This is a genomic window from Streptomyces sp. NPDC055955 (genome assembly GCF_042270245.1).
Lineage (GTDB): Bacteria > Actinomycetota > Actinomycetes > Streptomycetales > Streptomycetaceae > Streptomyces.
Genome location: NZ_JBHJYS010000002.1, coordinates 141789 through 165048, shown reverse-complemented (window position 1 = coordinate 165048; position 23260 = coordinate 141789). Strand labels below are relative to the sequence as shown.

Sequence of the window (23260 nt, the reverse complement as noted above, 5' to 3'; positions counted from 1 at the left end):
GGCGTCTCTCCTGTCGCGCGCTGCGGAATTGCCTTTTGGGTCTCACCTGGACCCATTTCGGAGCGTAGGCGTCGCCACGGGCGCGCGTCAATCGACGGGCGCGCGGAGCAGGGGTGCCGGGCCCGTCCGTGTGGGGCGCGGGGCGCGCCCGGGGTCAGTCCTGTGCGGCGAACTGGTCGAGCAACGCCAGGAATTGACGGTGCGAGTCGTTCAGGTGATCCCGCATCCGCGCCTCGGCCGCGTCGCCGTCGCCGGACAGTACGGCGAGCGCGACGGCCTCGTGTTCCTCCCGGAACGCGGAGCCGAAGTCCCGCTCCGCCGGATACACCCGGCTCCAGTCGGAGCCGAGCCACAGGGCGTTGCCGCCCACGAACATCTCGGCGCGGGCCCGCGTCACCGCCTCCGCGAGCACCTCGTTGCCGCCGGCGGTCGCGATACCGAGGTGGAACGCGGTGTCGCAGCGGTGGTACTCGCCGAGGTCGGCGACGTCGGTGTCGAGCATCGCCAGCAGTTCGCGGCGGGCCGCGCCCGCCCCGCGCTCGGCGGCCAGGCGCGCCGCGTACGGTTCGATCGCGAGCCGGTACTCCATGTAGTCGCGCAGCGAGGCCCGGATCGTCGCGGTGATCGCGGCCCGTGAACCGTCCCCGCCGGGCCGGGTGGGTGCCACGCGGGTGCCGCCGTTGCGCCCCAATGTGGTGGTGACCAGGCCTTCGTCGGCCAGCTCACGCACTGCCTGCCGCACGGTGTTGCGCCCCACCCCGAAGGCCGCGGACAGCTCCCGCTCGGTGGGCAGCCGGTCGCCCGGTCCGAAACCGCCGAGCGCGATGCGCTGCCGGAGCGTCTCGGCCACCACGGCGTGCGACGCCGCCTGGCGCGTCCCGGTCGTCCATGCGTCACGACTCTCGCTGTTGCTCACGGGCCCTCTCCCAGCTCGCGGGTCACGCGCGTCCCGTCATGCCCCGGATGGCCATGATATTGGACTTCACGCGAACCCTATTGACAGCCCCTGGTGAGCGCCTTAGCGTCGCCCCCACGTTTTTGGGTCCATTGCGAACCCAATCGTTGGCCGTGAAGGAGTACGCACATGAGCACAGTCGCAGGTGGCGCCACGGGCCCGGGAGCACGGCGCCGATCCGGGCCGTGGAAGGTCGCCGGGGCCTCGATGATCGGCACCAGCGTCGAGTGGTACGACTTCGGCATCTACGCCACCGCCGCCGCGCTCGTCTTCCCGGAGTTGTTCTTCCCCGAGGTGAACCGGGCACTCGGCACGCTCATGTCGTTCGCGACGCTCTTCGTGGGCTCTCTCGGGCGTCCGCTCGGCGCGATCGTGTTCGGGCACATCGGCGACCGCTACGGCCGTAAGCGCGCCCTGATCTGGTCCATGACCCTCATGGGCGGCGCCACCTTCTGTATCGGCCTGCTCCCGGGCTATGCCTCCATCGGCGTCGCCGCGCCGCTCCTGCTCGTCCTCATCCGTATGGTCCAGTCGCTCGCGGTCGGCGGCGAGTGGGGCGGCGCCGTGCTGTTCGCCGTCGAACACGCCCCGCCCCGACGCCGGGCGTTCTTCGGCTCCTTCCCCCAAGTCGGCGACGGCGTGGGCTACTTCATGTCGACCGGTGCCTTCGCCCTGGCGGCACTGGCGGGACACCACGCACTCGTCGGCTGGGCCTGGCGCCTGCCCTTCCTGCTGTCCGCCGTCCTGGTCCTGGTCGGCCTCGTGATCCGCGGGTCCATCGAGGAGTCGCCCGAGTTCGAGGCGGCGCGCCGGGCCGAGGCCGCCGAGGAGAAGCAGGCGGCGCCGCTCGTCGCCGTCGTCCGCGACGCGTGGCGAACCTGGCTGCTCGCCTCCGGTGCCTTCCTCGTCACCGTCGGCGGCTACTACGTGGTCGTCACCTTCATGTCGACCTACGCCGTCACCGAACTCGGCTTCACCGACTCGCAGGTGGCGGGGGCCGGCACGGCCGCCTCCGTCGTCGTCATCGTGTGCACCCCCCTCGCCGCCCTGGCCGCCGACCGCCTGGGGCTGCGCCGCGTGACGCTGGCCGGCATCCTGCTGCACCTCGTCGTGGCCTTCCCGATGTTCTGGCTCGCCGACACCCGTTCCGTACCCGGACTCTGGCTCGCGATGTGCCTGCCGATGCTCGCCAGCACCGTCGCGTACGCCTCGATCGGCACCCTCATATCCGGCTGGTTCGCTCCTCGGGCGCGCTACACGGGTCTGTCCATGAGCTACCAGACGGCGGGCCTCATCGGCACGCTGGCCCCGGCGGCGGCCACCTGGCTGTTCAGCGCCGCCGGGAACTCATGGACTCCGGTCGCCCTTGCCTTCGCCGTGATGGCGCTGGTCAGCGCGGGCTGCCTCGCCGCGTTCCGGCAGACGCCCGTCACGGAGTCGAAGGCCGTGGACATCGATGAGCGGGAGGCGGTGCCTCCGGCCGCCGCGCCTGTCGAGTAGCGGAAGCGCCCGCCGCCCAGAACGGTCCGCCCCGGCGCCTTCGGCGAGGGCGGCCGGGTTCCTGCTCGGGCGGGAGCGGTGGGAGTAGCAGGATCGGCGGGATCGGATGCGTCGGGGCGAGTGCCCCGGCGCACTTTGTCGTTCAGCCCTCGCCGCAGACCTGCGTCGCCGCGTCGGAGAAGTAGCGCAGAGCCGAGTCGCGGGTGCCGGCCACGTGCTGTCGGGCCAGTTCCTCCGCGCGGGCCGCGTCACGGTCGTGGATCGCCTCGTACAGACGCTCGTGCTCCCCGCACATCGGATCGCCGTCATTGAGATCGGAGGTCAGGCGGAAGAGCCGGCGCAGCCGCGCGTCGAGGGGCGCCATCAGTTCCTGGAGGAGCGGATTGCCCGACGCCTCGACGATCTGCTGGTGGAAGTCCGCGTTGTGGGCCACGGCCTGGCGCAGCCGCCCCGCGTCGGAGGACTTGCGGCTGCGCGCCAACAGGCGTTCCATCGTGCGCAGTTGGACGGTCGTGGCATGGCGCGCGGCGAGTCCCGCCGCCAGGCCTTCGAGGTTCTCACGGACGTCGAAGAGGTACGTCGCGTCCTGCGCGCCGAAGTCGGTGACCACGGAGCCGCGCCTGGCCTGCACGGTCAGGAACCCCTCCTGCTCGAGCCGCTGCATGGCTTCCCTCAAGGGGATGCGGGAGACACCCAGCTGGTCCGCCAGTTCGCGTTCCACCAGTCGCATGCCCGCCGGGAACGTCCCCTCGATGATCCGCTCGCGGAGTTCCACGTAGACCCGTTCTCTCAGGGACTGGTGGGTCTCACCGATCGTGGGGCGGCGGTCAGCGCGGGTGGTCATCGAGTCCTCTTCGGTGGCGAGCGGGCGCGGCCGTGGCCGCACCCGGGGGTGCTCCTGATCATCGCAGACCGCGGAAACAAGATCCCACAGACCATTGCCTGGTATTTGGTATACCAGCTAGCTTGTCGTTGCCCGCCGCTCACCAGCAGCGTTCCGCCGGATGCGTGACCGGTTGGTCAGTCGTGCCGGGCACCGAACGAAACAGTTGGAGGAAGTCGTGTCGCATCCCGCCGACACCCCGTCTATCCCGCTCGCCCCCGAGGTCCTCAGGAACGCCACGCTGCCCGATGGCCGACGTGCCGACATCCACCTCGCGGACGGCCGGGTCACGGCTTTGGTCGACCAGCCCGACAAGGCCGACCGGCTCGACACCGGCCGGGGGCTCGACAGCGGCCGAAGGCCCACAGCCGGTCCCGGCAGCATCGACCTCGGAGGCGCTCTCGTCCTGCCCGCGCTCGTCGACGGGCACGCTCACCTGGACAAGACGCTGCTCGGTGCGCCCTGGCAGCCACACCCCACCTCGGCCACTCTGCGCGAACACATAGCGAACGAACGGGCCCTGCGCGCCGTCGCGGGCGTACCGGTGGCCGACCGGGCCACGGCCCTGGCACACCGCATGGTGTCCCTCGGCACCGGTCATGTGCGGTCGCACGTCGACATCGACCCGGACGTGCGCCTGGACGGCCTGCACGCGCTGGTCGAGGTGCGGGAGAAGTTCCGCGACCGGCTGGGCATCCAGATCGTCGCGTTCCCGCAGAGCGGCGTCGTCACCGCGCCCGGTGTCGCCGATCTCCTGGACGCGGCACTCTCGGAGGGCGCCGACCTGATCGGCGGCCTCGATCCGGCGGGCTTCGACGAAGACGTGGACGGCCAGCTCGACATCGTCTTCGGGCTGGCCGAGCGCCACGGCGCGGGCATCGACATCCACCTGCACGACGGAGGCGTGACCGGCACCCGGCAGCTGCGGCACATCGCGCAGCGCACGGCGGCGCTCGGCCTCGGCGGCACCGTCACCGTCAGCCACGCCTACGCCCTCGGGGAGGTCGACGCCACGGAACTCGACCGCACCGCCACCGCCCTGGCCTCGGCCGGGGTGGCGATCATGACCAACGGTCCCCGCCACTCCATGCCGCCCGTGCTGCGCCTGCGCGACCACGGCGTCCGTGTGTTCGCCGGCTCGGACAACATCCGTGACACCTGGTGGCCCTACGGCACCGCCGACATGCTCGAACGCGCCACCGTCATCGGCCTCCAGGGTGACCTGATGACCGACCCTGAACTACGCCACGCGGCCTCGATGATCACCGACGAGGCTGCCGCGGCGCTCGGCCTCACCGGCTACGGTCTCGCCCCCGGCTGCCGGGCGGACCTCGTCGTGATCGCGGCGCGCGGTGTACCGGAAGCGGTCGCGGCCCACCCGCGACGCCTCCTGGTCCTGCACGGCGGACGGGTCGTGGGACCCGCGCCCGAGACCGACTTCCCGGAATTCCCCGCCCTTTCCGTAACGGGCGGCGACGCCCCTGCCCCACAGGGGGAGCGATGAGCATCCAGCAGTCCAGAGCCGAGTCCACCGTCAAAGTCGCCGACAGACCTGAACAACCGGGCGAGGCCGGGCAGGACACCGGCGGCGGTCTCTCCTCCGGACAGATCGGCACCTTCGACCTCGTCTTCTTCGTCGTGGCAGCCGCCGCGCCGCTCACCGTGCTCGCCGGCGTGGCGCCCATCGCCATCGCCATCGGCGGCCCCGGCGCCCCGCTCGGCTACCTGATCTCAGGAGCACTGCTCGTCCTCTTCGCCGCGGGCTTCACGGCCATGAGCCTGTACGTCCGCAACGCCGGCGCCTTCTACGCCTACGTGGCCCGCGGCCTCGGCCGCACCCTCGGCGTCGGAATCGCCTACGTCGCCGTCGTGTCGTACAACCTCATCACGCCCGGAGTCGCGGCGGCCTTCGGCTACTTCGCGGCCGGGTCGGTGCACGACGCCACCGGAGCCGACATCCCCTGGTGGGTGCTCTCCGGTGTCTGCGTCCTCGCCGTCGGCGTGCTCGGCTGGCTGCGCGTCACCCTCAGCGCCAAGGTGCTCGGCGTCGCGCTGATCCTCGAAGTGCTGACCCTGCTCATCATGGACGGCGGCATTCTCGGCCACCGGGGCACGGCAGCGCTCGACGCGCACTCCTTCGACCCGAGCACGCTCGCCACCGGCGGGATCGCGGGCATGTTCGTCATCGTGATCGGCGCCTTCACCGGCTTCGAGGCCACCGCCATCTACGCGGAGGAGGCACGCGAACCGAGCCGCACCGTCCCGCGCGCCACCTTCATCGCCATCGGGTTCCTCGCCCTGTTCTATTCCGTCGGCGCGTGGCTCATCATGGGCGCGTTCGGCACGGACAAGGCGGTGGCCATGGCTCGCGCCGCGGCCGGCCCCGAACTCACCTTCAAGGCGGGCGAGTTGTACGTGGGTGCCTGGCTGGCCGACACCATGCACGCCCTTGTCATCGTCAGCGCCTTCGCCGCCACCCTCGCCTTCCACAACGCCGCCGCGCGCTACCTCTACGCCCTCGGACGCGAAGGACTCCTGCCGCGACGACTGGGCGTCGTCTCCGCCCGGCACGGCTCTCCGGGCACCGCCGTGAGCGCGCAGACCGTCTTCAACCTCTTGGTGATCGTCGTCGGCGCGGTGCTGGCCGCCGACCCGTTCTCCCAGGTCCTGATCTGGACCAACAGCATCGCCGTCCTCGGCATCATGCTCATGCAGGCCCTGGCGGCCCTCGCCGTATGGGCCTTCTTCCGCCGGGACCGGCGGGGCATGTCGGCCGCCCGGGTGGTCTGGTCCCCGCTGATCGCGTTCGCCGGTCTCGCGCTCCTCACCGTCTTGGCGGTCCTCCACTTCGACCTTCTGACGGGCGCGTCGGGGACGGTGAACACCGTCCTCCTGGCACCCCTGCCCGTGGTCCTCGCGGCAGGCATCTGCATCGCCCTGCGCATCCGGAGCCGGGACCCGCAGCGCTACGCCCGGCTGACCAACATCGACGTCGAGAGGGACTGAGCCCCGGCTCCCGGCGGCGAGGTGCGCGGACGGTGCGGCCGCCCGCGCACCTCGTCCGTCGGGCGATGAGTCCCGGGGGCGTGCTCGGTCTATGTATGGACGAAGGCCGGAAGTCACCGCGGCTCATGTCGGAACACCTGGGAGTAGTGATGGGCACCGTAGTGATGCACAACGTCGTTTCCGTGGACGGCTTCATCGCCGACCCGGAGGATCAGGTCGGCCCACTTTTCGCCTGGTACGCGAACGGCGACGTCGAGATCGGCGTGAACGACAGGGTGTCGGTGTCCGAGGTCTCGGCGGAGTACGTCCGGCCGATGTGGGCGGGCATCGGGGCGATGGTCATCGGACGGCACCTGTTCGACATCACCAACGGCTGGGAGGGAGCGCCGCCGGCGGGGGAGCACGTGGTCGTCGTGTCCCACCGGCCGAAGCCCGAGGGCTGGCACCCCGAGGCGTCGTACCACTTCGTGGACGACGTGGCGCGGGCGGTCGCCAAGGCCAGGGAGCTCGCGGGGGACCGCACCGTCGCCGTGGCCGCCGGCGAGGTGGGCGGGCAGGCACTCGCCCTGGGGGTGGTGGACGAGGTGGCCATGGACGTCGTGCCCGTGGTCTTCGGCTCCGGCAAGCGGTACTTCGGCCCCGTCGACGCCCAGCTTCTCCTCGAGGACCCCCACGTGGTGATCCAGGGCGACCGCGTACTGCACCTCCGCTACAAGGTCCGCCGGTAGTTCGGGAGGTGAGCCCAGGGCTGCGGGATCAGTCAGGGTGAGCGTGAGCGCCTTCCCTGATGGACGTGCTCGACGCCGACGGCGAGTTCGGCGTCATGACATTCCTCTCGCGCCGTTCCCCGGTGCGGACGCCCGAGCGAGGAAGCGTTGCCGGTCGACGATCGCCCGGTCGATCTCGCCCGTCGCGACCAGCTCGCCCGTGCTGTCGACGGCCCGTACGTGGAAGGTGAGCCGCCGGCCTTCCGCATCTGCGGGCGGTTCCGCGAGGACGTCGACCCAGGCACCCACCCGTGTGGCACGCAGGTGCCTGACGCGCACACCGGTTCCGACCGTCGTGCGGCCCGGCGTCGTGAAGGGCGCGGCGGCCCGCACGGTGGCCGCCTCCATCCACGCGATCAGCCACGGGGTGGCGAGAACGGGCAGGTCACCGCTTCCCACCGCCATCGCGGTATGGGCGTCGCACACCTCATGGCGCATCACACCACGCTAGCCCCGGGCAGCAGCCCCGCGCGCGTCGGACGTCGGTCGTCAGCGCTGGTGATGGAGGTGTTCCAGCAGGAGGTAGGCACGTTGCTCGGCGGCGGCGAGCTCGGCGGGATCGATCCCCGCCGGCCACAGTTCTCCCGCGGCGGCGTTGTCGGCATCACGCAGCTCGACCACCGCGAGCACCAGTTGGACCTGGACCTCCGGGGGTGGGGGTCCCGATTCTGCGGCCAGTGACCGTTCCGCGTGATCGGATGCCTGGGTGCAGGCGGTCAGCGCGCGCTCGACGCGCAGCGCGGCATGGTCGTGGACGATCAGAAGCGCGCAGCCGAGCCCGACGACGATGCCGAGCACGCTTCCCAGCACGCGGTAGGCGACGAGTTCCCCGGCAGGAGTGGGCGCGGCCAGGTCAGACATCAGGAGGGCCAGCGGCGTGAGGAAGACGACGCCGAGGCCGTAGTTGCGCGGGACGAAGTACTCGAGGAGGAATTCGAGGAGCACGATCACGCAGGCCAGCGCCACCGGCTCCGGGTCCGTGGCCAGCACGCCCAGGGCGATGAGCAGGCCGATGATCGTGCCGAGAGTGCGCTGGACGGCTCGCTGCGCCGTGGTGCGCAGATTGATGGAGTGCAGGACGGCGGCGGCGGAGATCGACGCCCAGTAGCTGTGCTCGAGCCCCAGAGCCACGGCCAGCCCGCCCGCGATCCCCGTGCCCAGGACCATCCGTGCCGCGGGCACGGCGAGGACGGCGCGGTGTTCGGGGCCGCCGGCGCGTCGCCCCATGAGGAGTTCGGTGGCGCGCCAGGCGACGGGTTGGCCCGGTCCGGTGGCGGGGGCCATGGACGTGATGGGCGGGTCCTCGCCGCCCTGCGCCGCCGGAGACGGGAAGGGCAGCTCGGGCAGAAGTGCCGGCGTGCGCCGGCGCCGCTCGGTGAGGACGCGAGCCTGCCGCAGCAGCTGCTCCGCCGTCGCGGCGGGGTCGGCAGGCGGCCGGCGCGCCGAGTCGATCAGCAGTGACCAGGACAGGTCGGTGAGGTGCACGAAGACTCCGCCCCGGCCTGCCTGGTGCGCGCGCGTCGGAGGCACGAGGCCGAGGGAGTGGTACGCCTGGAGCACCGCGACGGTCGTGCGGTGCCGCGCCTGCCGTGCGTCTCCACCCGGTCCTCCGGGCCCGGTCAGCAGTCCCGCGAGCTCACGCAGGGCCCTGGCGACGGCGAATCTCTGCGGCCGGTCCGGGTGCACGAGCCAGCCGAACACCGCGAGTGTCCACGCGACCGCGGCTCCGGCCGCGGCGAGCCCGGTGTGCGGGAGAATGTCGGCGGTGGTGGGCGAGCCGTTGGCCGCCACCGCGAAGGAGAACAACAGCAGCACCGCGCCGAGCCCGCCCAACCGGGTCGCGTCGCACGCCAGCTTCGCGAGACCGGCGACCAGGGCCGTCGCCGTGACCACGACCGCGGCGCCCCAGCCCCCGGCTTCCGGGCGGACCCAGGCGGCGAGTGCGGACCCGCAGCCCACGCACGCCGTCATGGCCACCGCCACCAGCGCGAGAACGCGAGCACGGCGCGGGTACGGCAGGTTGCGTCCGAACGTCGTCGTGAAGGCGCCCAGCATGGCGTACACGGAGAGGTCGGGACGACCCGCGATCGCCACCGGCAGTGCCACCAGCGCCATCGCCAAGGCGCCGCGTACGGCGAAGAGAAGTGCCCCGTCCGCCCGCTGGAGCGCCAGGGAGCCGCGCGGGGAGAGCAGGCGCACCGCGCTGACCACGGCAGGCCGCCAACCGTGCCTGGTCACGGTGGGGAGTGGACGGCGGGAAGGAGACATGTCCGGTATATACCACCGGCTTCGAGTGTGGTTTCTGATCTGCACGCGGCTGAGCCGAGCCGAGTCGAGCCGGGGCGTGCCGGGCTGCTGCGGCCGAGTCGAGCCACATCGAGCTGCATCCAGTCTCTGTCCCCGCAGCGGGCGTCGCCAGGCTGGCCGGTGGCGGGAGGACTAGTGTGCTGATCCATGAGCAGATGGCTGCCCCTGTCCGCGGTTCCCCGGCTCGGTGGCTCGGTGGTTGCCGGTGCCGTGGTCGGGGCGATCGTCGCGGTGACGAACAACGCTGCGCTGGGTGTTCTCTCCGGAATCGCCGCGACCGAACTGGTCTTCGTACTGGCGGGCTGGGCGGTGCTGTGGCCGATGGATGCCAGAGCCACCCGCGCCAATGTCCGACGTGAGGACTTCCAGCCCGTCACCGACGAGCTCGTGATCGTCGGCGTCGCTCTGTGCGGCCTGGTCGCCACCGTCCTGCTGCTCCTGCTCGGCAAATCCGAAAGCGGCCACGCCGCGGCGGCCGTCGCGCTGGGCGGCGTGTTCATGGCGTGGGCGGCGCTCCACCTCATGTACGCCACGCGCTACGCGTACCTGTACTACACGGCCTCCGGCGGGATCGACTTCAACAACGACGACCCGCCCGCGTACCGCGACTTCCTCTACTTCAGCTACAACCTCGGCATGACCTATCAGGTGTCCGACACCAACGTCTCGACCTCGACGATCCGTTCGGTGGTGCTGCGGCACTCACTGCTGTCCTACGTGTTCGGCACCAGCATCCTCGCCACGACCATCAACCTCGTCACAGGAATCGTCACCGGCTGACATCGGCCGTGGAGCCGTGGAGCCGTGGAGCCGTGTGGCCGTGGAGCCGTGTGGCCGGTGTGACCGCGGATCGGCGGTGGCAGGGACGGCAGGGTCAGCAGCCGGGCCCGGCGCGCCGCGCGCGCCGCGGCGGGCCCTGATCGCGGAACGTCCGCGCCGACAGGGCACGTCCCCGCCGACAGGACGCCCGGGCCGGGCAGGGGGACACTGAGAAGGGCGGGGCGTCGCGCAGCCTCTATTCGGCGTTGCCTTCGGCGCGGATTTCGATCGTTCGCCGCGTCACCGCGGCGGTCTTCGGGAGGCGCAGCGTCAGAACGCCGTCCGCCATATCGGCCTGGATACGATCGATGTCGACATCGCCGGGAACACGGACTCCGTAGGAAAAGGTCCCTGACCGGCGGCGCAGAGCATTTCCGTCCGCTGATTCCTCGACGGAACCGGAGATGTGCAGTTCCCTGCCGTCCACTTCCACGTTCACGCGCTCACGACGGACACCGGGCAGTTCCGCGCGCACCACGTACGCGACCCCCGAGTCGGCTTCCTCCACCACGGGCATCCAGTGCTGCGAAGGGCCTGCGGGCTGCGAAGAGCGCTCCAGGAGACGGCTCACCTCGCCCCACAGGTGCTGGAGCTCCGAAGCCGGATCGGCCCCGGCCCACCAGGCAGTTCGGGCCTGATGCGACCGCGTGACGTCTGCGCGTTCATCCATGATTGCTCTCCGACTCCGTCGACTCTCGCGGCGCTCACCCGCCGGATTCCCTGACGACAGCCTGCGTCCCGGGCCTCCCGCCCGCAAATACGCCCACGCCATTGGGTCGCATTCCCTTGACCGACTGGAATCGGCGCTCAGGGGCGCCGATTCCAGCTGCTGTTGCGGCCCAGCTGACATCGCGCTTGAGTTGAACCAATCTCTATCGGTATCAGGAGCTGGCATGTCGATGTCCTTCGGTTCAGGGTTCGGCTCGTCCGATCCCTTCAGCGACTTGTTCAACCGGTTCTTCGGAATGTCACCCGCTTCCTCACCGCCGGCGGTCCAACGCGTGCCGATCGGAAGGCTGTTGACGGATTCGTCGCAGGAACTCCTCGGTCTCGCCGCTCGGAAAGCGATCGAGGACGGCACCTCCGATCTCGACACCGAGCACCTGCTCTGGGCGACCACGAAGATCGAACCGACCCGGAAACTGCTCTCCCAGATCGGAGTGGACCCCGACGGGCTGTCGAAGGAGGTCGCCGCGGTCCTGCCGCAGGAGTCGGGCCAGCCGTCGGCCGAGCCCGGACTCACCCCGGCGGCCAAGCGCACGCTCCAGGCCGCCTACTCGCACTCGCAGGCTGCCGGGGCCTCGTACATAGGCCCCGAGCACATCCTCGCGGCGCTCCTGAGCGACTCCGACAGCGGCGCCGCCCGACTGCTGCGCGCGCAGGGCTTCAGCCCGGACCGACTGGAGAGCCTCGCCGACCAGACGTCCCGCTCGGAGGGAGCCGCGGAGGCCAAGAAGCCGGCGACGACCCTCGACGAGTACGGCCGGGACCTGACGGAGGACGCGAAGGCCGGGATGCTCGACCCGGTCGTGGGGCGGGCGGACGAGATCGAGCAGACCGTCGAGATCCTCTCGCGGCGCTCCAAGAACAACCCCGTACTCATCGGAGAGCCCGGCGTCGGAAAGACCGCCATCGTGGAGGGTCTGGCCCAGCGCATCGTGGCGGGCGAAGTCCCGGAAACCCTCAAGGACAAGCGAGTTGTCTCCCTCGACCTCTCCGGCATGGTGGCCGGCGCGCAGTACCGCGGCCAGTTCGAGGAGCGCCTGAAGAAGGTCATCGAGGACGTCCAGGACGCCGGCGGCAGCATCATCCTGTTCATCGACGAGCTGCACACCGTCGTGGGCGCGGGAGCGACCGGTGAGGGAGCCATGGACGCGGGCAACATGCTGAAGCCCGCCCTCGCGCGTGGTGAGCTGCAGCTCGTGGGCGCGACGACCATCGACGAGTACCGCAAGCACATCGAGAAGGACGCGGCGCTGGAGCGCCGCTTCCAGCCGGTACTGATTCCGGAGCCGACCGTCGAGCAGACCGTGCAGATCCTGGAGGGGCTGCGCGACGCCTACGAGGCCCACCACCAGGTCCGCTTCGCCGACGGCGCCCTGGCTGCGGCCGCCGAGCTCTCCGACCGCTACATCAGCGACCGGTTCCTGCCGGACAAGGCCATCGACCTGATGGACCAGGCAGGCGCGCGCGTGCGGCTGCGCAGCGCCGGGCGCTCCACCGAGGTCGTCAGCCGCGAGGACCGCATCGCCAAGCTGCGGCGCGAGCAGCAGGAGGCCGTGGCCGGTGAGGACTTCGAGAAGGCGTCGGAGTTCAAGCGGCAGATCGCCGAACTGGAGGGCGAACTCGCGGGCATCGAGGAGCGGCGCGAGGGCGTCGTCTCGGTCACCGAGGCGGACATCGCCGACGTCGTCTCCCGCCGCACCGGCATCCCCGTCTCCCAGCTCACCGCGAGCGAGAAGGAGAAGCTCCTCAACCTCGAGGCGGAGATGCACTCGAGGATCGTCGGCCAGAACGAGGCGGTCACCGCGGTCTCCGAGGCCGTGCGGCGCAACCGCGCGGGCATGGGCGACCCCAACCGCCCCGTGGGTTCCTTCCTCTTCCTGGGCCCCACCGGTGTCGGTAAGACCGAACTCGCCAAGACCCTGGCCGAGTTGCTCTTCGGCGACGAGGATCACATGATCCGCTTCGACATGAGCGAGTTCCAGGAGAAGCACACCGTCGCCCGCCTCGTCGGCGCCCCTCCCGGATACGTCGGATACGAGGAGGCCGGCCAGCTCACCGAGAAGGTCCGCCGACAGCCGTACAGCGTCGTGCTGTTCGACGAGGTGGAGAAGGCACACCCCGACGTCTTCAACACCCTGCTCCAGATCCTCGACGACGGACGTCTCACCGACGGCCAGGGCCGCACGGTCGACTTCCGCCACTGCGTCATCATCATGACGTCGAACATCGGCGCCCACCGGATCCTCGCGCACCACGGCGACGTGTCCGAGATCAAGGGCGATCTGATGGAGGACCTGCAGGGCCGGTTCCTGCCCGAGTTCCTCAACCGCATCGACGACATCATCATCTTCCACGGCCTCACCGAGGACGACCTGTCGCAGATCGTGGACCACCTCCTGGACCAGAGCAAGCGCCGGGTGCTCGGCCAGGGCATGACCCTGGACGTCACCGAGGCGGCCAAGAAGCTTCTCGTCGCCCATGGCCACCAGCCGGAGTTCGGCGCGCGTCCGCTGCGGCGCACGATCCAGGCCGAACTCGACAACCGGATCGCGTCGATCCTGCTGAGCGGTGACGCGGAGCCCGGCGACACCATCGTCGCGGACGTGAAGAACGACACCATCCACTGCACCGTGCGCAAGGACGACGTCGCAAAGGACGCGAAGGCCGAAGGCGCCGCGGAGGAACCGCCCGCGGCCGAGGCGTGACGGACCCCCGACACCTGATCCGGTCGGGCGCGCCTGACGGCGTCTGAACCAAGGAGGACACATGGTCCATCACCACAAGTCCAACCGAGCCGTCGAGGGCAACCCCGACGACCGACGGGGCATGCCCCTGCGCCCCGACGTGGATGCACTCGAAAGGCGCACCCAGGAGGACCTGCGGGGCGTCGGACTGCGGGTGAAGAAGCCCGAGCGGCCCGCGAAGCAGTACGAGGCGATCCAGAACGAGGTCGACCGCGAGGTCGACAGCGGCGCGATGCCGAGCGGCAAGATGTCGCGGGCACAGCGGGACGCCTTCCCGCCGACCCGCTACGACAGGTGACCTTCCCGCACACCGGCCACGACGGGCGAAGGGAGCAGGAATGAGCGGGGAGCCCGAACCGATGAGCGCCGCCGAGCGCCGCGCACTCGAGCAGGAACTCGCCGACGTGACGGCCGAACGCAACGCGGACGCCGCCACGTTGCAGGACACCACCGAGGTGGGCGATCACGCCGACCAGGCCGACGAGTTGATCCGTTCCGACGAGGTGGACCGCCTCGACGCGCGCATCGACGAGATCAAGGTGCGCCTGCGGACGGCCGCCGACGCGGGCGCGCCCAGCACGGACGTGGTCGGCGTGGGCAGCACGGTCGAGCTGCGGTACGCGGACGGCTCGGTGGCGACCGTCCAGATCGGCGAGGGCGCGGCGGTCCTCGACCGGACACTGGTCACCGCCGACAGCCCGCTCGGCAGCGCCCTGCTGGGACACCGGGCCGGCGACAGCGTCAGCTACGACGCGCCCGACGGCCAGGCGACGGTCACGGTCGTGTCCCTCGGCGAGTAGCCGGACGCGTCCAGGGCCTGTCGTCCGGATCAGGCCGGACCAGACGGCGGGTGCCGGCACCCGCGAGCCCGGCATGATCCGGACGAAGGCCCTAGGGGACCGCGGGATCTCCCGGGAGGCGCTCCAGCGCGGCGGCCACCTCGGTGTGTCGGGCGACCTCCACCAGCGCGCGGGCCATGACCGAACCCGGCTCGCGGGCCGTGACCACCAGGCCGACCGGCACCGTCCGGGCGGGCTCCACGAGAGGCACCGCCCGCATGCCGTGCGGGACGCCGAAGACATGCAGCCACGCGTGCGGGACGACGCTCGCCCACCGGCCCGTCCTGACATGGGCGAACAGCGCGCCCACCGAGTCGGTCTCGACCCGGGGCGACGGCCGGGTCCCGGCCTCGGCGAACACCTCGTCCAGCACCCGGCGTCCCTGCATGGAGTCGGTCAGCAGACACAACGCCAGCCGAGACGCCTCCGCCCACGTCGCCGTCGTCCGATGCGCCAGGGCATCGGCGGCCGTGATCAGGAGCACGTACCGCTCCTCGTACAGCGGGACGGTGTGGAAGTGCTCCGCGAGGTCCTCGTGCAGATACGTGATCCCGGCGTCGATCTCGAAGTTCTGCAGCTGCCTCAGGATGTCCCGCGACTGGAGATCCGCTATCACCTCCACGGTCACCAGCGGGTGCTCCGCGCAGAACGGGCCGGTCAGCAGGGAGACGGCGCCGGACGCGGTCGGGACCGAGCCGATCCGGATCCGGCCGCTGAGCCCGGTGCGCAGCGCGCCGACCTCGTCCTTGAGCGCGTCGCGATCAGCCAGGATCCGCTGCGCCCACACCACGATGCGCTCACCCTCGGGCGTGAGGCCCTCGTACTTGCGGCCGCGCCGGACCAGCGGCACGTCCAGCTCCTCCTCCAGCTTGCGGATCGCCTCCGAGAGGGCGGGCTGGGAGACGTAACAGGCTTGGGCGGCGCGGGCGAAGTGGCGCTCCCGCGAGAGGGCCAGCAGGTATTCGAGTTGGCGAAACAGCACGCCACGGGTCTACCCGACGGCCCGGGGGAAAGCCAATCGGGCTCGCCCGCCGCCGGACGGGCCCCGGTCAGCCATCACGCCACGGGCACCTGTGCCAGCCGCTCGGCACCGGCGTAGACGTTCATCGAGGTGCCGCGCAGGAAACCGATCAGGGTCAGACCGCTCTCGGCGGCGAGGTCCACGGCGAGCGACGACGGCGCGGAGACCGCCGCCAGCATCGGGATTCCGGCCATCAGCGCCTTCTGCACCAGCTCGAACGAGGCCCGGCCGCTCACCATCAGGACGGTCTCGCGCAGCGGCAGCAGCCCCTCGCGCAGGGCGTGGCCGACGACCTTGTCGACGGCGTTGTGCCGGCCGACGTCCTCGCGCAGGCACAGCATCTCCCCATCGGCGCCGAACAAGGCGGCGGCGTGCAGGCCGCCCGTGCTGTCGAACACCTTCTGGGCCGCCCGCAGCCGGTCCGGCAGCGTCGTCACGAGCTCGGGACCGACGCGCAGCGGATCCTCGGAGACCGTCCACGCCGCCGAGGTGCGCACCGCGTCCAGGCTCGCCTTGCCGCACAGCCCGCACGAGGACGTCGTGTAGAAATTCCGCTCCAGGGAGGCGTCAGGGGCGGCCACGCCGGGGCCCAGCGCCACATCCACGACGTTGTACGTGTTGCCGCCGTCGGACGTGGCGCCCGCGCAGTAGCGGATCCCGGCCACATCGCCGGCGGAGTGCACCACGCCCTCGCTCACCAGGAACCCGGCCGCGAGATCGAAGTCGTCGCCCGGTGTCCGCATGGTCACCGTGAGCGGACGCCCGCCCACCCTGATCTCCATCGGCTCCTCGACGGCCATGGTGTCAGGCCGGTACGAGGACACCCCGTCCCGAACTCGCAGCACACGCCGGCGCGCGGTCACGCGTCCCATGATGGTGCTCCTCTCCTCGGAGCGGCGCTCCGATGTTGTCGACGATATGACGCATGGCGGACCTCGTCCTGCAGCCGTGCCCTCAGGGAAGACCCAGACGGCTGTGCCTCGCCGTGACGGCCAGGCACAGCAGGCCCACAGCCGCCATGCCCGCCAGGAGTTCCGGGTAGGCGGCGGTGCCGGTCCCCGCCGTGAGGGCCAGCAGGAGAGGTGTGAGGAAGCCGCTGCAGGTGGCGCCCTGATAGAGGACCGCCGTGGAGGGGTGGCTCTTCGACGGAACGAGCCGTTCGATCTCCCTCAGGCCCGCCGTCGGCGTGAGCCCGTATCCGGCGCCGAGCAGTGCAGCGGCGGCCGTCACCAGAGCCGCGGAGTTCCGGTGCGCGGCGAACGCGCCCACCGTCAGTCCGCCGATCACGACGGCCATGGCGGCCAGGGTGGCCCGCGCGCTGTGCGCATGGTCCAGCCGTGCGGCCAGGGGCTGGGCGACGATGCCCGTCGTGAACGTCAGCGCCGTCACGAGACCGCTGAACAGCGGCGCGTGACCGGGGACCCGGTCGGCCACCAGCGGCGGCAGCACGACGTACGCCACGGTCGCGGCGCCGAAGACCGCCGGGCTCGCGGGAAGCACGACCCACAGGAAGCGCCGGTTCCCGACGACCGCCCGGTGCAGTTCCACGGCGCGGGACGACACCGGGGCGGCCCCGGGCAGCGGCGCCGTCTCGGGTACGCGCCTGGTCGCGCCGAGCACGAGCAGCGCCAGCAGACAATGGACGAGGCCCGGCAGCACCATCGGGTGCGGCAGCCACTCGGCGAGCGCACCCGCCGTCGCCGCGCCGGCCGCGAAGCCGCCCCCGGCGGCGTACGTCGCGCGCCGGTCGCCGGCATCCGCGCGTCCGGCCCCGGCCGACAGTTCCCGAAGCCATGTGGTGCCCGCGGTCAGGACGACACCCGCCGCGAATCCGGTGACCGGCCGGCTCACATAGACGAGGTTCGGGCTCACCGGCGCGGCAGCCAGCAAGGCGCTCGCGACAGCGGACAGGGCCAGGGCGGGCCGGACAGTGAGGCACCGGCCCAGCCGGTCCGCAGCCGGGCCGCCGAGCAGCAGACCGGGCAGCAGCCCCAGCAGGTAGGTGGTGAACATCGCGGCGACCGGGACGGCGGGCCAGTGCTCCTGAGTCCGGTACACCACCGCGAGCGGGGTGAACTGGTTCGCGCCCCACCCGGCGGCGAACACCGCGGCCGCCGCCGGAAGCCAACCACGGGCGGCGCGAGATGCGGGCATGCGGCCAAGTACCTTTCTGAACACGGCGCTTCGGCCCGCCGTCACGACGGGCGCTCCGAGGACTCCGGCACTCCACGGACTTCTCCGGGAGTGCCGGGTGTCGGTCAGCTCGGAGTGACGACGGGCTCCAGACGCACCACAACTCCCTTGGAGGTGGGGCAGTTGCTGATGTCGGCGACGCTGTCCAGCGGGACCAGGACGTTCGTCTCGGGGTAGTAGGCCGCGGCGGATCCGCGGCTCGCCGGGTAGGCGACGACCTTGAAGTTCTCGGCGCGGCGCTCCCTGTCGTCGTGCCAGACGCTGACCAGGTCGACCATGTCGCCGTCCTCGATGCCGAGCATCTCGAGGTCGGCGGGGTTCACCATGACGACACGGCGGGCGTTGTGGATGCCGCGGTAACGGTCGTTGGGCGCGTACCAGACGGTGTTCCACTGGTCGTGCGAGCGCAGCGTCTGCAGCAGCAGGTGGCCCTCGGGCACGTGCGGCATCGTGAAGTCGTTCTGCGTGAACACGGCCTTGCCGCTGGGGGTGTTGAAGACGCCGCGGTTGGCCGGGTTGGGCAGGTTGAAGCCACCCGGGACGGCGACACGCTCGTTGAAGTCCTCGAAGCCCGGGACGACGCGGGAGATCCGGTCGCGGACGGTGCCGTAGTCGTCCACGAAGCCCTGCCACGGGATGCCGTACTTGTCGCCGATGGTCGCGAGGGCCATACGGCTGACGATGGCGACCTCGCTGAGCAGGTGCGGGGAGGCCGGCGGCAGCTTGCCGCGGGAGGCGTGCACGTCGCTCATCGAGTCCTCGACGGTGATGAACTGTTCGCCGCCGGCCTGGAAGTCCTTGTCGCTGCGGCCCAGGGTGGGCAGGATCAGCGCGGTCTCACCGCACACGGTGTGGGAACGGTTGAGCTTCGTCGAGACGTGGGCCGTCAGGCTGCAGTTGCGCATCGCCTGCTCGGTGATCTCGCTGTCGGGGGTGGCCCGTACAAAGTTGCCGGCCACGCCGAGGAAGAATTTGGCGCGCTTCTCGTACATCGCGCGGATGCCGTCGACGGCGTCCAGGCCGTGGTGGCTGGGCGGCGTGAAGCCGAACTCCTTGCCCAGGGAGTCCAGGAACTTCTGCGGCATCCGCTCCCACACGCCCATCGTGCGGTCGCCCTGCACGTTGCTGTGGCCGCGCACCGGGCACGCGCCCGCGCCGGGCTTGCCGATGTTGCCGCGCAGCATGAGGAAGTTGATGACTTCGCGGATCGAGGGGACGCCGTGCTTGTGCTGCGTGAGGCCCATCGCCCAGCACACGATGACCGACTCGGCCTTCAGGACGCGCTCGAAGACCTCGTCGATCTCCTCCCGGGACAAGCCGGTGGCGTCGTGGATGTGCTCCCAGGTGACCTGACGCGCGTGCTTCTCGAAGGCCTCGAAGCCGATGGTGTTCTTCTCGATGAAGGCGTGGTCGATCACCGTGCCCGGGTTGGCGTCCTCCGCCTCCAGCAGCAGCAGGTTCAGGGCCTGGAACAGGGCGAGGTCGCCGCCGGCCCTGATGTGCAGGAACTGGTCGGCGATCTGCGTGCCCTTGCCGATGATGCCGCGCGGGCGCTGCGGGTGCTTGAAGCGCAGCAGACCGGCCTCGGGGAGCGTGTTGACGGCGACGATCTTGCCGCCGTTGCGCTTGGTCTCCTCCAGCGAGGACAGCATGCGCGGGTGGTTGGTGCCCGGGTTCTGGCCCACGACGAAGACCAGGTCGGAGTTCTCCAGGTCGTCGAGCGAGACCGTGCCCTTGCCGACTCCCAGGGTCTCCGACATCGCGGAGCCGCTGGACTCGTGGCACATGTTGGAACAGTCCGGCAGGTTGTTGGTGCCGTACGCGCGGGCGAAGAGCTGGAGGAGGAACGCGGCCTCGTTGTTGAGGCGGCCGGAGACGTAGAAGAGGGCCTCGTCGGGGGAGGTGAGCTGCTTGAGCTCCTTGGCGAGGATGCCGAACGCCTCGTCCCAGTCGATCGGCTCGTAGTGCGTCGCGCCGGGGCGCTTGACCATCGGCTCGGTCAGCCGGCCCTGCTGGTTGAGCCAGTAGTCCGACTTGGAGCCCAGCTCGGCGATCGAGTGCTCGCGGAAGAAGTCACGGGTGACGCGGCGCGAGGTGGCCTCGTCGTTGATGTGCTTGGCGCCGTTCTCGCAGTACTCGTTCATGTGCCGCTTGCCCGGCGCGGGCTCGGGCCAGGCACAGCCGGGGCAGTCGATGCCCTTGGCCTGGTTGATGTTCAGCAGCGTCAGCATGGTGCGGCGCGGGGACGTCTGGCCGAGGGAGTACTCCAGCGCGTGCGTCACGGCGGGCAGACCCGTCGCCCAGGTCTTGGGGGGCGTGACCGACAGGTCGTCGATCGGGTCCTCGCTGATGCTGCTCATGATCTGGATGCCTCTTTCTTCCATGCACCTGGGTGGATGGGTCCCCGGGAACCGGCGGCCTGTTTTCCGTGTTCGCATTTACGCTTTTTGGCTGCGCGCGCCGGTCACGTTTACGCCTCATCGCCGCGAGAGAAGCTTCCTGCAATCCACGAGTGTCGTCAAAGAGGCGTTTCCGATCGCTTGATAGGTGCCGCTTATCACGACGGACCCCTTGTCCCGCCTGAGGTCTGAGGTCCGATAGCCTTGACCGATGATGCCATCGAGAACCTCTCTTTGACTTCTCCTGCAAACCTTCCGATGATGATCGATGAGCGGGGAATAGGTGGAGCGGAGAAAGGCGTCGGATTCCGACCCCTGGATAATTTGCGAAGCCTGGACTCTAATGTTTCACCAACCCGGCTTCCGGTATTTCATGGGAGGGCGCAACCGTGCTTGATCACAGCGACGATCCGACCGATCCCGGTCCGCCCGGGCACGAGACCGTGGAGCGGCTCCCCGACCGCGCGGAGCGGTTCGGCCCGCCGCCCCTGGTGGACCGCTTCGGGCGGGTCCACACGGACCTGCGGGTCTCCCTGACCGACCGCTGCAACCTGCGGTGCACCTACTGCATGCCCGCCGAGGGGCTGAACTGGCTGCCCCGCGCCGAAGTCCTCACCGACGACGAGGTCGTACGCCTGGTCCGTATCGGCGCCGAGCGCCTGGGGATCACCGAGGTCCGGCTGACCGGTGGTGAGCCGCTGCTGCGCCGGGGCCTGCCCGGTCTGGTGGCCCGCCTGTCCGCCCTCGACCCGGCTCCGGAGCTGTCGATCACCACCAACGGCATCGGCCTGGCGCGCAGTGCGGTCGCCCTGCGGGAGGCCGGGTTGAGGCGGGTCAACGTCAGCCTCGACACGCTGCGCCCGGAGCGGTTCGCCGAGATCACCCGGCGCGACCGGATCTCGGACGTACTGGCCGGGCTCTCGGCCGCGCGCGACGCGGGCCTGCATCCCGTGAAGATCAACGCGGTTCCGGTGCGGGGGGTCAACGACGACGAGATCGTCGACCTGACGGCGTTCGCGGCGGAGCACGGCTACCAGATGCGGTTCATCGAGTCGATGCCGCTGGACGCCCAGGGTGCCTGGGACCGGGACCGGATGGTCACGGCGGCGGAGGTCCTCGACCGGCTCGATGAGCGCTTCGAGTTGGTGCCGGCCGGGCGACAGGGCAACGCGCCCGCGGAGGAGTGGCGGATCGCCGGCACGGACACCCTGGTGGGTGTCATCGCCAGTGTCACCCGACCGTTCTGCGGCAGCTGCGACCGCGTGCGGCTCACGGCGGACGGGCAGTTGCGCAACTGCCTCTTCGCCACCGAGGAGTCCGACCTGCGGTCCCTGCTGCGCCGGTGCGCCGACGACGCGACGGTGGAGGCGGCGTGGCGGACCTCGGTCGGCGGCAAGGGCCCCGGCCACGCGATCAACAGCCCGGAGTTCCGCCGCCCGCAACGCCCGATGTCGGCCATCGGCGGCTGACGGGCCGAGGGCCCACCCAAGTCGGACCACGGGCGGAAGAAACGAACAAAGGTGAGCTGGATGCGTAAATGGATCGAGGACGTCAAGTCCGAACTCGGCGTCGACCTTGACGTCGATGTAGCCGAACTGCTCGACATGACCAAGACCGTCGCTCATGGTGTGGCCCGTCCCGCGGCACCGCTGACCTCGTTCCTGGTCGGCTACGCCGCGGCGCGGGCGGGCGGCGGTCCCGAGGCCGTCGCCGAGGCGAACCGCAGGGTGACGGCGCTGGCCGAACGCTGGGCCGCCGAGCCCGAGAACAGCGCGGGCAGCGCATGAGCCCGGCAGGCACACACACCCTGGACGGCACCGGGACAGCCGGAGTGACAGCACGCACCCGCATGACCTGGGAACAGGCCCGGCACACGGCACGGGACTGCGTCGGACAGCCGCTGCCCGTCGTCACGCGGCCCCTGGCGGCCGCGCTCGGTCACGCTCTCGCCGGACCGCTGACGGCCCTCACCGATCTGCCGCCGTTCGACACGTCCGCGATGGACGGCTGGGCCGTGGCCGGACCGGGACCGTGGCTGGTGGGCGGCGCCGCCGTCCTCGCCGGCGATCGGGCCGAGCCGCTCGGCGACTACGGCACCGCCGTCCCCATCGCCACCGGCGCCCGAGTTCCGACGGGCGCAACGGCCGTACTGCGAAGGGAGCACGGGGAGTTCGACGCCGAGAGCGGCACGCTGCACGATCGCTCCGACGGGACCGGCCCGGTGGCTCCCGGCCGCGACATCCGCCCGCGTGGCCAGGAGTGCCACGCGGGCGAGACGCTGATCCCGGCCGGCCTCGCGGTGACCCCCGCCGTGCTGGGACTCGCGGCGGCGGCCGGGTACGACCGGCTCGCCGTGCACCGCCGTCCGACCGTCGAACTCCTGGTACTGGGTGACGAGTTGCTGGAATCCGGCTTGCCCCGGCACGGGCAGGTGCGCGACGCGCTCGGCCCCCTGCTGCCGCCGTGGCTGAGAAGTTTCGGCGCCGACGTGATCGGCAGCCGCCGGGTGGCGGACGACTTGGCGCTGCTGCGCCAGGCTGTGAAGGATTCGCCCGCCGACGTCGTCGTCACCACTGGCAGCACGGCCGCCGGCCCGGTGGACTTCCTGCACGCCACCCTCGAGGAGGTGGGTGCCCGCCTGCTCGTCGACTCCGTCGCCGTACGGCCTGGCCACCCCATGCTGCTCGCCGAGCTGCCGCCGACCCCCGACGGGCGGGCCCGCCGGCTCGTCGGCCTGCCCGGCAACCCACTGGCCGCCGTCGCCGGCACGGTGACACTGGCCGCGCCGCTGCTGCGCCGTCTCGGCGGGCACACGGACGCGGAATCCTGCCGGATGCGCGCCGCCGCCCCGCTGCCGGGGCACCCGCGGGACACCCGCCTGCTGCCGGTGCACCGCACGGACCACGAAGTGGCACCGCTCCCGTTCGACGGCCCGGCGATGCTGCGCGGGCTGGCGTTCGCCGACGGCCTCGCGGTCGTCCCGCCCGGCGGGGTGCCCGCCGGGGCCGGCGTGGAGGTCTTGGAGGTACCCGGACTGTGACCGGGTGGCAACCCCCGACGACAACGGCGGACGGAACGAAAGATCGGAGCAGTTCAACCGG

General features: G+C 71.0%; 19 protein-coding genes and 1 pseudogene. 11 read left to right on the top strand and 9 right to left on the bottom strand.

Going from position 1 to position 23260, the window contains the following annotated elements:
- Positions 1-154: 154 nt before the first annotated feature.
- On the bottom strand, positions 155-916 hold the full coding sequence (locus ACFC96_RS04035) for a FadR/GntR family transcriptional regulator (protein WP_376610072.1): 762 nt from the start codon (positions 914-916) through the stop codon (positions 155-157).
- A 168-nt stretch (positions 917-1084) separates the two neighbouring features.
- On the opposite strand from ACFC96_RS04035, the gene ACFC96_RS04030 reads away from it, so the two are divergent.
- Entirely contained in the window at positions 1085-2455 is a 1371-nt protein-coding gene (locus ACFC96_RS04030; RefSeq protein ID WP_376610071.1) for an MFS transporter, read from the top strand.
- Between the two features lie 142 nt (positions 2456-2597).
- Here ACFC96_RS04030 and ACFC96_RS04025 read toward each other — a convergent pair whose 3' ends face one another.
- Positions 2598-3299: a GntR family transcriptional regulator gene (locus tag ACFC96_RS04025; protein ID WP_376610069.1), complete on the bottom strand. Its 702-nt coding sequence runs from the start codon at positions 3297-3299 to the stop codon at positions 2598-2600.
- 217 nt (positions 3300-3516) lie between these two features.
- Here ACFC96_RS04025 and ACFC96_RS04020 point away from each other — a divergent pair, with 217 nt between their 5' ends.
- The 3 genes from ACFC96_RS04020 (at position 3517) to ACFC96_RS04010 (ending at position 7072) form a co-directional block, all read left to right on the top strand.
- Complete coding sequence (locus ACFC96_RS04020) at positions 3517-4842, top strand: amidohydrolase family protein (RefSeq protein WP_376610067.1); 1326 nt, start codon at positions 3517-3519, stop codon at positions 4840-4842.
- The gene (locus tag ACFC96_RS04015; RefSeq protein ID WP_340457253.1) at positions 4839-6344 is read left to right on the top strand and encodes an APC family permease; all 1506 of its coding nucleotides are present in this window, start codon (positions 4839-4841) and stop codon (positions 6342-6344) included. Before ACFC96_RS04020 ends, ACFC96_RS04015 begins: the two co-directional genes overlap by 4 nt.
- A 149-nt stretch (positions 6345-6493) precedes the next feature.
- A complete protein-coding gene (locus ACFC96_RS04010) occupies positions 6494-7072 on the top strand; it encodes a dihydrofolate reductase family protein (protein ID WP_376610065.1) in 579 nt (192 codons plus the stop codon).
- 93 nt (positions 7073-7165) lie between these two features.
- Here the strand turns inward: ACFC96_RS04010 and ACFC96_RS04005 are convergent, their stop codons facing one another.
- Positions 7166-7549: a thioesterase family protein gene (locus tag ACFC96_RS04005; RefSeq protein WP_376610064.1), complete on the bottom strand. Its 384-nt coding sequence runs from the start codon at positions 7547-7549 to the stop codon at positions 7166-7168.
- A 51-nt stretch (positions 7550-7600) separates the two neighbouring features.
- A complete protein-coding gene (locus tag ACFC96_RS04000) occupies positions 7601-9379 on the bottom strand; it encodes an FUSC family protein (protein WP_376610062.1) in 1779 nt (592 codons plus the stop codon).
- 186 nt (positions 9380-9565) lie between these two features.
- Between ACFC96_RS04000 and ACFC96_RS03995 the strand changes: the two genes are divergently transcribed.
- On the top strand, positions 9566-10198 hold the full coding sequence (locus tag ACFC96_RS03995) for a DUF1345 domain-containing protein (RefSeq protein ID WP_340457249.1): 633 nt from the start codon (positions 9566-9568) through the stop codon (positions 10196-10198).
- Between the two features lie 235 nt (positions 10199-10433).
- Here ACFC96_RS03995 and ACFC96_RS03990 read toward each other — a convergent pair whose 3' ends face one another.
- On the bottom strand, positions 10434-10754 hold the full coding sequence (locus ACFC96_RS03990; RefSeq protein ID WP_376610060.1) for an Hsp20/alpha crystallin family protein: 321 nt from the start codon (positions 10752-10754) through the stop codon (positions 10434-10436).
- A gap of 376 nt (positions 10755-11130) precedes the next feature.
- Between ACFC96_RS03990 and ACFC96_RS03985 the strand changes: the two genes are divergently transcribed.
- The 3 genes from ACFC96_RS03985 (at position 11131) to ACFC96_RS03975 (ending at position 14507) form a co-directional block, all read left to right on the top strand.
- Positions 11131-13668 (top strand): ATP-dependent Clp protease ATP-binding subunit, encoded by a 2538-nt coding sequence (locus ACFC96_RS03985; protein ID WP_376610058.1) that lies wholly within the window; start codon positions 11131-11133, stop codon positions 13666-13668.
- A gap of 61 nt (positions 13669-13729) precedes the next feature.
- On the top strand, positions 13730-14005 hold the full coding sequence (locus ACFC96_RS03980) for a hypothetical protein (RefSeq protein WP_340457246.1): 276 nt from the start codon (positions 13730-13732) through the stop codon (positions 14003-14005).
- Between the two features lie 40 nt (positions 14006-14045).
- Positions 14046-14507, top strand: coding sequence for a GreA/GreB family elongation factor (locus ACFC96_RS03975; protein ID WP_376254259.1), 462 nt, complete (start codon positions 14046-14048; stop codon positions 14505-14507).
- Positions 14508-14598: 91 nt separating this feature from the next.
- On the opposite strand, the gene ACFC96_RS03970 is transcribed toward ACFC96_RS03975, so the two are convergent.
- From ACFC96_RS03970 to ACFC96_RS03955, 4 genes are all read right to left on the bottom strand, one after another.
- Positions 14599-15528, bottom strand: coding sequence for a LysR family transcriptional regulator (locus ACFC96_RS03970; RefSeq protein ID WP_376254257.1), 930 nt, complete (start codon positions 15526-15528; stop codon positions 14599-14601).
- A gap of 74 nt (positions 15529-15602) precedes the next feature.
- Entirely contained in the window at positions 15603-16439 is an 837-nt protein-coding gene (gene fdhD, locus ACFC96_RS03965; protein ID WP_376610057.1) for a formate dehydrogenase accessory sulfurtransferase FdhD, read from the bottom strand.
- An 82-nt stretch (positions 16440-16521) separates the two neighbouring features.
- Entirely contained in the window at positions 16522-17721 is a 1200-nt protein-coding gene (locus tag ACFC96_RS03960; RefSeq protein ID WP_376610055.1) for an MFS transporter, read from the bottom strand.
- A gap of 104 nt (positions 17722-17825) precedes the next feature.
- Positions 17826-20120: an FdhF/YdeP family oxidoreductase gene (locus ACFC96_RS03955; RefSeq protein WP_376610053.1), complete on the bottom strand. Its 2295-nt coding sequence runs from the start codon at positions 20118-20120 to the stop codon at positions 17826-17828.
- 482 nt (positions 20121-20602) lie between these two features.
- Here ACFC96_RS03955 and moaA point away from each other — a divergent pair, with 482 nt between their 5' ends.
- From moaA to ACFC96_RS03940, 3 genes and pseudogenes are all read left to right on the top strand, one after another.
- Positions 20603-21628, top strand: a complete 1026-nt coding sequence (gene moaA, locus ACFC96_RS03950) for a GTP 3',8-cyclase MoaA (RefSeq protein ID WP_376610521.1) — start codon at positions 20603-20605, stop codon at positions 21626-21628.
- 69 nt (positions 21629-21697) lie between these two features.
- Positions 21698-21946, top strand: a pseudogene (locus ACFC96_RS03945) (DUF6457 domain-containing protein); the annotation flags it as partial.
- Between the two features lie 62 nt (positions 21947-22008).
- Entirely contained in the window at positions 22009-23199 is a 1191-nt protein-coding gene (locus tag ACFC96_RS03940; protein ID WP_376610519.1) for a molybdopterin molybdotransferase MoeA, read from the top strand.
- The last annotated feature ends 61 nt before the right edge of the window (positions 23200-23260 follow it).

Bases quoted from the DNA above. Each gene is read 5' to 3' on its own strand.
- fdhD (WP_376610057.1), bottom strand. From the start codon at position 16,439: ATGGGACGCGTGACCGCGCGCCGGCGTGTGCTGCGAGTTCGGGACGGG.
- ACFC96_RS03980 (WP_340457246.1), top strand. From the start codon at position 13,730: ATGGTCCATCACCACAAGTCCAACCGAGCCGTCGAGGGCAACCCCGAC.
- ACFC96_RS04030 (WP_376610071.1), top strand. From the start codon at position 1,085: ATGAGCACAGTCGCAGGTGGCGCCACGGGCCCGGGAGCACGGCGCCGA.
- ACFC96_RS03955 (WP_376610053.1), bottom strand. From the start codon at position 20,120: ATGAGCAGCATCAGCGAGGACCCGATCGACGACCTGTCGGTCACGCCC.
- ACFC96_RS03975 (WP_376254259.1), top strand. From the start codon at position 14,046: ATGAGCGGGGAGCCCGAACCGATGAGCGCCGCCGAGCGCCGCGCACTC.
- ACFC96_RS03940 (WP_376610519.1), top strand. From the start codon at position 22,009: ATGACCTGGGAACAGGCCCGGCACACGGCACGGGACTGCGTCGGACAG.
- ACFC96_RS04010 (WP_376610065.1), top strand. From the start codon at position 6,494: ATGGGCACCGTAGTGATGCACAACGTCGTTTCCGTGGACGGCTTCATC.
- ACFC96_RS03990 (WP_376610060.1), bottom strand. From the start codon at position 10,754: ATGCCCGTGGTGGAGGAAGCCGACTCGGGGGTCGCGTACGTGGTGCGC.
- ACFC96_RS04005 (WP_376610064.1), bottom strand. From the start codon at position 7,549: ATGCGCCATGAGGTGTGCGACGCCCATACCGCGATGGCGGTGGGAAGC.
- ACFC96_RS03985 (WP_376610058.1), top strand. From the start codon at position 11,131: ATGTCGATGTCCTTCGGTTCAGGGTTCGGCTCGTCCGATCCCTTCAGC.
- ACFC96_RS04015 (WP_340457253.1), top strand. From the start codon at position 4,839: ATGAGCATCCAGCAGTCCAGAGCCGAGTCCACCGTCAAAGTCGCCGAC.
- ACFC96_RS03995 (WP_340457249.1), top strand. From the start codon at position 9,566: ATGAGCAGATGGCTGCCCCTGTCCGCGGTTCCCCGGCTCGGTGGCTCG.
- ACFC96_RS03960 (WP_376610055.1), bottom strand. From the start codon at position 17,721: ATGCCCGCATCTCGCGCCGCCCGTGGTTGGCTTCCGGCGGCGGCCGCG.
- ACFC96_RS04025 (WP_376610069.1), bottom strand. From the start codon at position 3,299: ATGACCACCCGCGCTGACCGCCGCCCCACGATCGGTGAGACCCACCAG.
- ACFC96_RS04000 (WP_376610062.1), bottom strand. From the start codon at position 9,379: ATGTCTCCTTCCCGCCGTCCACTCCCCACCGTGACCAGGCACGGTTGG.